Source organism: Rhodoflexus sp. (assembly GCF_053489755.1).
The window spans coordinates 71,521-81,915 of record NZ_JBRCHD010000061.1 but is presented as its reverse complement, the minus strand read 5'-3'; the positions used below and the strand labels follow the sequence as shown (position 1 = coordinate 81,915).

6 protein-coding genes are annotated in these 10,395 nt (G+C 48.7%); 2 read left to right on the top strand and 4 right to left on the bottom strand.

The annotated features are described in order from the left end of the window. The 4 genes from ACWIP2_RS14040 to ACWIP2_RS14025 form a co-directional block, all read right to left on the bottom strand. The coding region (locus ACWIP2_RS14040; protein ID WP_448520576.1) for a YDG domain-containing protein at positions 1-3,699 on the bottom strand (3,699 nt) is incomplete at its 3' end. A gap of 87 nt (positions 3,700-3,786) precedes the next feature. Continuing rightward, on the bottom strand, positions 3,787-4,545 hold the full coding sequence (locus ACWIP2_RS14035; protein ID WP_448520575.1) for a hypothetical protein: 759 nt from the start codon (positions 4,543-4,545) through the stop codon (positions 3,787-3,789). Positions 4,546-4,564: 19 nt separating this feature from the next. Further along, positions 4,565-5,356, bottom strand: a complete 792-nt coding sequence (locus tag ACWIP2_RS14030; protein ID WP_448520574.1) for a UDP-2,3-diacylglucosamine diphosphatase — start codon at positions 5,354-5,356, stop codon at positions 4,565-4,567. A gap of 25 nt (positions 5,357-5,381) precedes the next feature. Beyond that, complete coding sequence (locus ACWIP2_RS14025; RefSeq protein ID WP_448520573.1) at positions 5,382-7,868, bottom strand: YfhO family protein; 2,487 nt, start codon at positions 7,866-7,868, stop codon at positions 5,382-5,384. A 77-nt stretch (positions 7,869-7,945) separates the two neighbouring features. Here ACWIP2_RS14025 and hisD point away from each other — a divergent pair, with 77 nt between their 5' ends. Together hisD and dprA are read left to right on the top strand one after the other, a co-directional pair. Further along, positions 7,946-9,271: a histidinol dehydrogenase gene (gene hisD / locus ACWIP2_RS14020; RefSeq protein WP_448520572.1), complete on the top strand. Its 1,326-nt coding sequence runs from the start codon at positions 7,946-7,948 to the stop codon at positions 9,269-9,271. An 11-nt stretch (positions 9,272-9,282) separates the two neighbouring features. Further along, positions 9,283-10,389, top strand: coding sequence for a DNA-processing protein DprA (gene dprA, locus ACWIP2_RS14015; protein WP_448520571.1), 1,107 nt, complete (start codon positions 9,283-9,285; stop codon positions 10,387-10,389). The last annotated feature ends 6 nt before the right edge of the window (positions 10,390-10,395 follow it).

The window sequence follows — 10,395 nt, the reverse complement described above, 5'->3', positions numbered from 1 at the left end:
AATTGCTGGACCTGAAACGCTGCGCAGCGCCAAGTTGCCGTTTTGTAACTGCATCTGTGGATTAATCAAACCTGCGTTCGGGTTGAACGTCGTGTTGGGCAACACAGGCAGCGTGCTAAGATTCAGAGCAGACGGCGGCGGTAAAATAGGCGCAGGAGGTACAGGAGGTACGGCAGATGTAATATTGGCAGTCAGTACCAAAGGCGTCAGGATATAGTTGCCTGCATCGGCGCCTGTTAGAGCAAGCCCGCTGACGGTTACGGGTTTGTTCGTACCAACCGCCGCCGTATTGAAAGCGCCTACGGGCGAACCCGTCAAAGAAACGTCATCACCTATAATGGTATTGGCAAGCGCAGGTGTACCTGTGATTGTAGCATCTGTATTGCCGTCAAACACCTTGTTTTGTGCCGTCAAACCTGTGATGGTAACAGGGCGTAGGGTGATGTTTGCAGTCAATCCTGTTGGTTGGTTGAGTATGTAGTTGCCCGCATCCGTGCCCCCAAGCGTCAAAGCGGCTGTTACGGGTTTGTTTGTTCCTACATTTTTGTCGTTAAAAGTGCCGCCGCCCGAGAGGGTTACGTTGTCTGCACCCATAACACCCACAAGCGAAGCGCCCGTAATTGTCGCCGCCGTTGTGCCGTCATAAACCTTGTTTTGTGCCGTTGCGCCGGTTACGGTCAGGGCTTTCGGACTTACCGTGCTGTTGGCAATAGCTACGGTTCGCGTAGGCGCATTGGGACTTGTTACCGTAATGTTACCGCTGTAAGGACTGCCCGCTACGCTATTATCGCCTTTCAAGCGCACATAAATTGTAGTGGCGCTAACGGTAGGCGGCGTTCCTATGGTAACGCTGTTTGAGAAGGTCGTTCCGTCAACAGATACTTCAAAGCCGGCGGGGGCTGTAATGGTAATTACATCAGACAAGCGGCTTCCGCTTACCGTAAAGGTCTGATGAGCGGATGCCGTGCCGTAGGTAGCGCTAAAAGCGGGCAAATTGTTCGTACTAACCGCAATATCGGCAAATTGGAAGCGGGCAATCACCGGCAGGTGGTCGGTTACCGCAGCGCTGAAATTTAGATTAGGCAACAGCGAGTAAGGGTCAAGCACAAGTTCGCTGCCTGCCAAATGGTTGTTAAACAGTTCGTTTGAAACCATGATATGGTCTATCATGTTGTTGCGCGAGGCATACGAACGCCAACCGTTTAGGCTTAACGACTCGGTAGCGACCTTGTAAGCCGCAGGGTCATTAACGAATACATCGTAAGTAGAAGGTCCGTTGAGCGGGTTTTCCGATACGGTAACGTCCACATCATCGTTGAAATCGCCGGCTACAATAATGGCGGCGTTAGGATAATCGCCGTCTAATTGTTGTTTGAACGCGTTAATGTCAAACTTACGCATGTTGTAGCGTTCAAGCGCGGCGGCGCCGCTCGTATTGGCGCGCGCGTGGATGCCAAACAGATGCAATTTTCGCGTTACGCCGTTGATGGTGGCATCCACTACGAAAAGCGCCGGATAGCGCCCGCTTGCCCAAAAGCGCGTAGGGTCGCCTATGGATGCGCCGAAGGGCTGCGGATAATCATTAGGGACAGGATAGCCCGATAGGTAACACAAGGGTTCGCCACCGTTGAAAGTAGCGTCAGGGGTAATCACCGAAGTTTTGTAAACAAACGCTATTTTTTGCCCATCGTCTATTTCAGCGGGCGTAGGCGAAGGCGGACGTTGTGAGAAACAACCTGTAACCAACTTAGCGGCATAGCCCGGCATGGCCGCCACCAATTGGTTAAATTGCGATACGTTACAGATTTCTTGCAGCACGTAAACATCGGCTTGCAAATGATTTAAAAACGTAGCCAAACTATTGCGCTGCAAGTTGTCATCCAAAGGTCCGTTGCTTGGATGCCCGAACCACTCAACGTTGAGCGTTACGATGTCCAAAGTTTCGCTTGTTGGAACGGCATCGTGCGGAGTAGTAGCCGGAGCGGCGCCAGCTACATCGGAGACCAAGCGTGGAATGACTTGATAGTTGCCCTGAAACTGACTTAATACGCCTATAATTTTAGCCGACGTTGCAGGTATCGCTTTGCCTAACAGGTTGAAATTATTGAAAACCGTATTAGGTGTGCGCAATACGCCGCTGCCCGAAGCGTCTGAAATGTTAAAACTTGCGTTCGGCACAAAAATGCCGCGGCTGTTGGCGCCAAAGGTTACGTTGTTAATTTCTATCAGTTCGCCCTCATCGGCTTCGGCGAGCGTATTTAAAGTCAAGGTTTTAGGCGTTGGAGCGCCCACAAATGAGCCGATGGAATAACTGCTGACAGGAGAAATTTGCGTCAGCCCTGTGTAAGGCGTGCCTGCCGGATAAGCGCCGCCGCTTCTGCCGAACTCGGACAGCGTGCCGGTTACGGTAATCTCTTTGCCAATGAGCAAATCGGGGTCTTGGTCTAAGAAAGGAGCCGTGTTATCAAATAAGGCGATGCCGCCTGTGTTGTCTTGAATAAAAACTGTCCTTCCGTGCTGATTAGCTACCGTAATAGTCCCTGTAACCGTTACGGTAGAGCCAAAAGGCATGGCGCGGGCGGCGGCGATGGTCAGCGGGCCGGAGATATTGACCGTAAACGAGCCGATATTGCCCGCCGCTACGGCAGCGCCCGCATCGTCGGTGACTTGATTGGCTTGCATCACGATGTTGTAAGAGCCGTTGTCGGCCGCATCCCAAGAACCGCCGGGCGGGGTAACGCTATAAGTAGCCGTAATCGAAGGAGCATCGCTTGCAGGCATGGCACTGACAAAAACAGCAGCTTGCGAAAAACTGCTGGGGCCAGTAATGACAATATCGTTGTTGTCTAACGTAGATACGTCAATATTGGTATTATCCGTATAGGTAACCGTAAAACTGTAACTCATGCCGCCGCTTGTGGTAACGTTGGCAGCCGAAGCGGTGGCGGTAGGGGGAGGGTTTATCGCGCCCCATGCGATTGTAACGTCATCTATGGCAAGTCCATGGTCGGCGCCTGGATGGTTAATATCATCCCATTTAATCATGATATAGTGTCCGACAGGAATAGAAAGCGAGCCGGAAATAGAAGTAGCCGGGAAAACTATTCTATTAGCTGAAGAGTTCCCATCTAATGCAGCGGCCGTACCGCCTGTTATTGGGCTTGTAAAGGTCAAAGCCATTACTTGCGTCCAACCTGTATTATTGCTTGGAGTGAGACTTGTTATTGGAGCGTTTGATATTTTGTACCAAAAAGTAACCGACTGCGCCGTCGCGCCGCTGTTGCGCCATTGCTCGCCGGTGTAAGCTACGGTCAGATTCGTTATCGTACTTCCTGTGTTATTTTGCAATTGAACCCCCCATGCAAAATTGCCGGCAGCCGCATTATCAGAGCCTACGCTGCCCAGCGCCCTGTCCGTAGATGCGCCTGTTCCATAGCTGTACAAATTGCCGGCGTTACTAGCGCCGTTATTAGCTGCGATGTTCGTTCCCGTACCGCTGCGCTGCGCATACCAGTTGTTGATAGAGCTGTTATCAGTCCATGCACTGGTGCCGGTAGCGATAAGCGTGTTAAAATTCTGACTGTAAGAGCCAGCGCTGCCTGTCATAGAAACAGCCTGCGACCATACCTGATTCAGCGGCGCAAGTTGCAAAAGCATTCCCCATAAAAACCAATGGAAGAGAAGGTAAAATTTGCGCATAAAATTTTGATTTTGAAAAACGCACAAATTTCCGTATCTATCCTGAGAGCGTTGTTTAAGAAATGGTTAAATGTCACCTGCGTTTTGTTAAACCTTCCGCTTCCAGAATCTTAACAAATTTTCCTCTAAGGTAATGATTGCGCTTCCTGCTACGGCTAAGCCTTTTAGGTTGGTAACGGCAGACGTTAGATAAAATATAACTTGCTCGTTATCATACAGATTCCTCCTGATGATATTTTTGTTTTGATAGAAAAAAACAGCGTCATTGTTGAGCGCAAAGCAAGTGCCTTCCATTGGTAAGCGACGGATAAAATTACCGATATTATCAAATTGCAAAATCCCATAACCCTCTGCCAATACAAACAACATGTTTTGATGCTCGGCCATGTAGGCGATATCCAATAAAGATTGGGGCAGCAACAAGCCCAAATCAGTTTGGAGGATAATTTGTCCGATTTTCTTGTTAATTTTCTTAATTGAAAAACTCATGTCGTCATATACCCAAACTGTATTATCAGCCGCTTGCGCTGCCACACGCACAAAGCCGCCGTCCGGAAGTTGGAATCGGTAAATTTCTATTGGGGTTAGAAAGCGATTGAGCAGCGCGTAACTCTGCAACTCGCGGTAGAAGGCAAAAATGCGTACCGTAGCGCGGGCATCGAGCAGACTTACCTCAGCTACTTCGGGCGGCGAGTAGGTCAGCAAATGATTGCCAAGCGAGTCATAGGAATAAATATTTCCCTGTTTATCAGCTACATAAATATTGCCCGAGTTATCGGCAGACAAAGTAACGGCCTGATCTACAGCTACGGTTTTGTAATTGTGCAGAGTGTCCTGTGCATGCAATTGCGAGCTAAAAAGCAGACTACAAAATATAAGTATTTTCAAAACTGAGCAATTTGGTACATGTTCCGTCAAAGGCTGCATAAGTACAAAAATTCATCCATTCTCCCAAGTTAATGTAGCGCCCTTCAAAATCGCAAGTTGCCGCTGTTACGCTCAAGTCGAGCGGAAAGTGCCGATGCCCGAAAATATAAAAATGATGTGGAGATTCTTGATGCTTTTTTTTACAATATTGCCAAATCCATTCACCCTCGCCGAGAAAATAATGAGCGTTACCTTTCTTCTTGCTTTGGCGCGACCAGGCATTGGCAAATCCCATACCCATGAATGCAGGCAGTTTATCGAAACACCACTGGAACGCCTTTACATTGAAAAAGTACTTTTTCAACAGTTTGTAGGCCATATCGCCCGGCCCCAAACCATCTCCATGCCCAATCAACAACTTTTTGCCATTGCAAATCAGCGACTGCGGACTGTGATAGACAGGTGTTCCAAGTTCTTGTGTAAAATATTTAAACATCCAGAGATCGTGGTTGCCTGTAAAAATACTCACAGGCAGCCCACCGTCGGTCAGTTCTGCTATTTTTCCCAGCAAACGAACGTAACCTTTGGGAACTACATGTCCGTATTCAAACCAAAATTCGAACAGATCTCCCATCAGGAAAATATGTGCCGCCGTATCCTGCACAGACTCTAACCAGCGCATAATCTTGCGCTCGCGCTGCAAACTCGTGTCATAGTCGGGGTAGCCCAGATGAAAATCGGAGGCAAAGTAAATTTTTTGACCAGCTTGCAGACTAATTTCCGGTATCATAGCTCAACTGACGTGCTGGCGCGCTTTACTTTTTTCGGTAAAACATCAGACCAACTGCTGTAGCAAGTACTGCTATCAATAAGTAGGAAGCGATCATCGTCAATAGGCTGCCTATGCGATAAATATCGGGATCAAAAGTACACACGATCGTGTGCTTGCCCTGCGGAATAGGCAGTCCGCGCAGGACATAGTTTACACGAACAAATTCGCCCCCATCCTTTCCGTCAATTGTTACTTGCCAGCCGTCGGGGTAATAGATTTCCGAAAATACCGCAAAGCCATCTGCCGGACTTTCTGCCTCGTATTCAAGGCGATTGGGCGCATAGCTTACCAACTTGATACTCGCTCCTGCTCGCGGGTAAGCGCCCGTTTTTACCTGCGGGAATTTGGAAATATCTATGATCGCTACTGAATCGGGCGAAAAATTAGCTAAAGCCGCCATCTCCTCATCGGGGTTATTAACGGCCCGCAATTCACTGATAAACCATGCATTACCCAGAGCCGCAGGATTTTTTAATACGCCTGTTGCACTTGCAGGGTTCAAAATCAAATATCTGGTATTCAGCATATTAATAGCAGGAGTGCGGCTGAAGTCAGGCAGTTTTCCTTTTTGTAGGCTGTCAATCATATATCTGATTTCGCCTTCCAGACGGCGATTGATCAGATCCTGATAGCGACGCATCTTGGCAGCAAAATAGCCACCCACTGACTTGTGGTAATAAGAAGTTGCCGCGTCGTTGAAAGGATTATTGAGGTTCAATACGCGGTAGCTTAGGTCTTTGTCTTTTAGAATAGCTTCGTCGGCAGGGCTTGGCGCATGTACTGTCTCTTTTGCCTGTGGTTTGAACGAATCGTTGTTTAAATAGCGTTTGCCAACCCCCCACAAGTCAAAGACGATCAGCCCGCCAATGACAGCGACCGCCACAGCTGAGCTAACTTTTTGTTTGACGTAGAAGTAGATCAGTGCAGCAACCGCACTAATCAGTAGGCACGAGCGAATAGCATCGCTGCGAAACATCGCCCGACGATCGGCGCGAACAGCGTCAATCAGACTGCCAAATTGTTCATCTGCGGGACCGCTAAAATTAAACGAGCCGCTCATGACGAAAAGCAGCGCACAAACCCCACCTGTAAGCGCAAAAGCAATTCCCAGCTTTTTATGCCAATCCGGCATCTCTTTTTCCGATAAAAACAGCGTGCGTTGCAGCCCCATTGCTGCACCAATTACCAGCAGCATCACAGCAAGGCTGAGGGCCATAGAAACTGAGCGAAACTTGTTGAAGCCCGGAAAATAGTCAAACATCAGGTAATTGAACGAGGCGAAGTTGCTGCCCCACGAAAACATAAACATCAGCAACACCCCACCCAGCATCCAGTAGCGTTGGGCAGGCGTAGCGAGCATCAGAAACCAAACAAACAAAAAGCAAACGATTGCACCGGCATAGACCGGTGCGTTGGTAAAGGGTTGATCGCCCCAATACATAAAGGGCGAGCGAGTTGTAAACTGCACAAACTCCTGATTGCCAATTTGTCCCGAACGCATCACGTTCTCCAGAAAGCGATAAGTTTCACTCTGAGGACTGAGTTTTTCGTTGTTGCTGCCGCCGTAGAAATTAGGTAGGATGAGTGTAAAAGTTTCAGCGATTCCCTGACTCCAACTGAAAGCATAATCGCGGTTCAGTCCATCCTGTGGATTGGCAGCCTCTTCGCCCGGCAGCGGTGTGAGTTCTGCCCTACCCCGCTGCGAATACTTGCCGTAGTCGGCAGTGGTTAGCAAGCGGCCTGCATTGGCAGCTACGGCAAGCCCTGCGGCTAATGCCAATACACCCACAGTTTTAGCAAATTCGGGTAGTTTTTGCTCCTGAACTGCGCGAAGTAGCTCAGCAATCACATAAATGGCACACACAAAAGCTAGATAATAAGTAATCTGCAAGTGATTTGAGCGGATCTCTAACGCCAGCGCCAGCGCCGTTAGGGCAAAGCCTTGCAGTAGCTTGCCTCTGAAAGTCAGGTAGATACCCGAAAGAACGAGCGGCGCATAAGCAATCGCCCAAGACTTGGTCATGTGCCCGACTTCGATAATGATCAAATTATAGGTAGAAAGCCCGAAGGCTGTCGCTGCAATAGCTGCCACATAAGGACTCACACCAAAAACTGCCAGTGCAATAAACATACACAGCATGGTCTGGAAGAGCATATGCGCTGTTTTTCCGGAAAACAACAAACCCTTAAATACGCGATCAATCAGCGAAATCGGCTGATCCGGAAAAACAGGGTGCAACACATACACAGGCATTCCGCCAAACATACTGTTTGTCCACATACTCGGTTTGTCGCTGGTGGCGTTGAAATCGCGCACCTCTTTCGAGCCGCCTTCGTAGCGGATCATATCGTCTTGAGCAAGTGTTTTGCCATCGAAAATCTCAGGGGAAAAATAGATCGCCGTAACGAGGTAAAAGGCAAGAATGCTGAAGATATAAGGCAGAACTTTGCCCATAGTGAGTTGTTTCATGTAATCTGCAATGTGATACTTGGCGGACAAAGGTAATTAAAAACTAAGTGTATATTTGCACAAACATTTCTTTCAACATGCAACTGTTCCAATTGCCTGCTCGCAGCGAGTGGTCAGATTTGGTCGCAAGACCTGCCTTAGACCTGAAAGCGGTAGAAAAAAAAGTCAAGCCAATCATCAAAGAGGTTAGAAAAAACGGCGACAAGGCTTTAGTCAAATTTACCAAAAAATTTGACGGCGTTAAAATTAATCAGTTCGAGGTTACATCTGCCGAATTTGAAGAGGCAGATACATTGGTTGCCGAAGAACTAAAAGCTGCCATCCGCACAGCACATCAAAACATACACACCTTCCACGAGCGTCAACACGAGCATTTCGAGCCTGTAGAAACCATGCCCGGCGTGCGCTGCTGGCGCAAAAGTGTAGCGATTGAAAAAGTAGGTTTATATATCCCCGGCGGAACTGCGCCCCTGTTTTCTACGGTACTAATGTTGGCAACTCCTGCCGTCATAGCCGGTTGCAAGCATATTGTGATGGTTACACCTCCCGGCCGCGATGGCAAAGTGAATCCCGCCATTCTTTTTGCTGCCAAAGTAGCAGGTGTACACAAAGTTTACAAAGTAGGTGGCGCTCAGGCAATTGCCGCACTTGCCTTTGGTACAGAAAGCATTCCTAAAGTAGATAAAATCTTTGGCCCGGGCAACCAGTTCGTAACCGCTGCCAAGCAGATGGTTGCCAAACGCGGCACAGCAATAGACATGCCTGCGGGACCTTCCGAAGTGGCCATTATGGCAGATCATACGGCTAATCCTGCATTCGTCGCAGCTGATTTACTTTCCCAAGCAGAACACGGCATTGATAGCCACGTGCTGTTGGTAACTACCCACGAGCCGCTGATAGCTGCTGTAGTGGACGAAATCCGCGAACAGCTGGGAGTTTTACCGCGCCGTGCGCTCGCTGCAGCCTCGCTTACCCACAGCAAGTGCGTAGTAGTAGCCGATGAAAACCAAGCCATTGATCTGCTCAACGAGTATGCCGCAGAGCATCTGATCCTTTCCGTTGCCAATCCGCAGGAAGTTGCCGATAAAATCATCAATGCAGGTTCGGTGTTTTTAGGACATTACACTCCCGAATCGGCAGGCGATTACGCTTCAGGAACGAACCACACGCTGCCAACCAACGGCTATGCACGCGCGATTGGCGGTGTTTCGGTTGATAGTTTTGTGAAAAAAATCACCTATCAGCAGATTTCTGAAGAGGGGTTGCGCCATATTGGCCCTGTGGTAGAGATCATGGCAGAAGCCGAGCACTTGCATGCACACAGGCAAGCCGTAACAATTCGCCTGCAACATATTGCTAATCAAGCAGATATACCCAAAGAGATCATTCATTCCGATAACTGATCACAAGTCTGATGAGTAAACTTTACGAAGTTGCTTTGTCGTTCATTCCCCAAGTGGGCAGTGTGCTGATGAAGCAACTTGTAAGTTATTGTGGCGCTGCCGAACAGGTTTTCAAAGCCCCGAAAGGCAAGTTGCTCAAAATTCCCAATGTTGGTGAAAAAACCATCGCACTAATAACAGAACACCAGGCCGAAGCACTTAAAAAAGCAGAAACCACACTTCGGCAAGCAGAAAAGGAAGAGGCTCTCATCCTGTTTTATACCGATGCAAACTATCCTGAACGCCTCAAGCAATTTGCCGATGCACCTGCGCTGCTCTATTGGCAGGGCAATGCCGACTTGAATCCGCCAGTCACTGTAGGAATTGTAGGCACACGCAAGGCAACTAAATACGGGAAAGCCGTCACCGAACAAATTGTGGAGCAGTTAGTACCTTTAAAGCCGACTATTGTCAGCGGGCTTGCCTATGGGATTGATATTGTAGCACACCGCGAATCGGTGAAACAAGGACTGCCAACCATTGGCATTTTGGGCAGCGGACTGGATCGCATTTACCCGCACGAACACAGCCAAACTGCCCGACAAATGATTATCAACGGCGGCTTGATGACCGAATACAGTTTCGGCACTTTGCCTGCTGCACCGCATTTCCCCAACCGAAACCGCATCATTGCCGCACTCTCCGACGTGCTGATTGTAGCAGAAGCTGCGCTCAAAGGCGGTGCGCTAATTACGGCCGAATATGCCAACCAGTACAACCGCGAGGTTTTTGCGGTTCCGGGTAATCTTGGGCAAACTTATTCAGAAGGCTGCAACCGCCTGATTGAGAGTCATAAAGCAAATATTTTCACGTCAGTAGAGGCTATGGTAGCGGCTATGAACTGGCAGAGCGGTCAAGCCTTCAGCAAAGACTCAATTAAAAATCACCCCATGCCAATTAATTTGGCTAAAGAAGAAGCAGAAATTTACAGCCTTTTGAAACAAAACGGCGAAATGCACTTAGACGATTTGGGCTGGCAAAGTGGGCTTGGTGTTTCTCAGGCTGCGGTTGCCTTGCTCAGCCTTGAGTTTCAGGGACTGGTCAAGTCGCTGCCCGGCAAAAAGTTTGCCTTGCAATAAGTTATT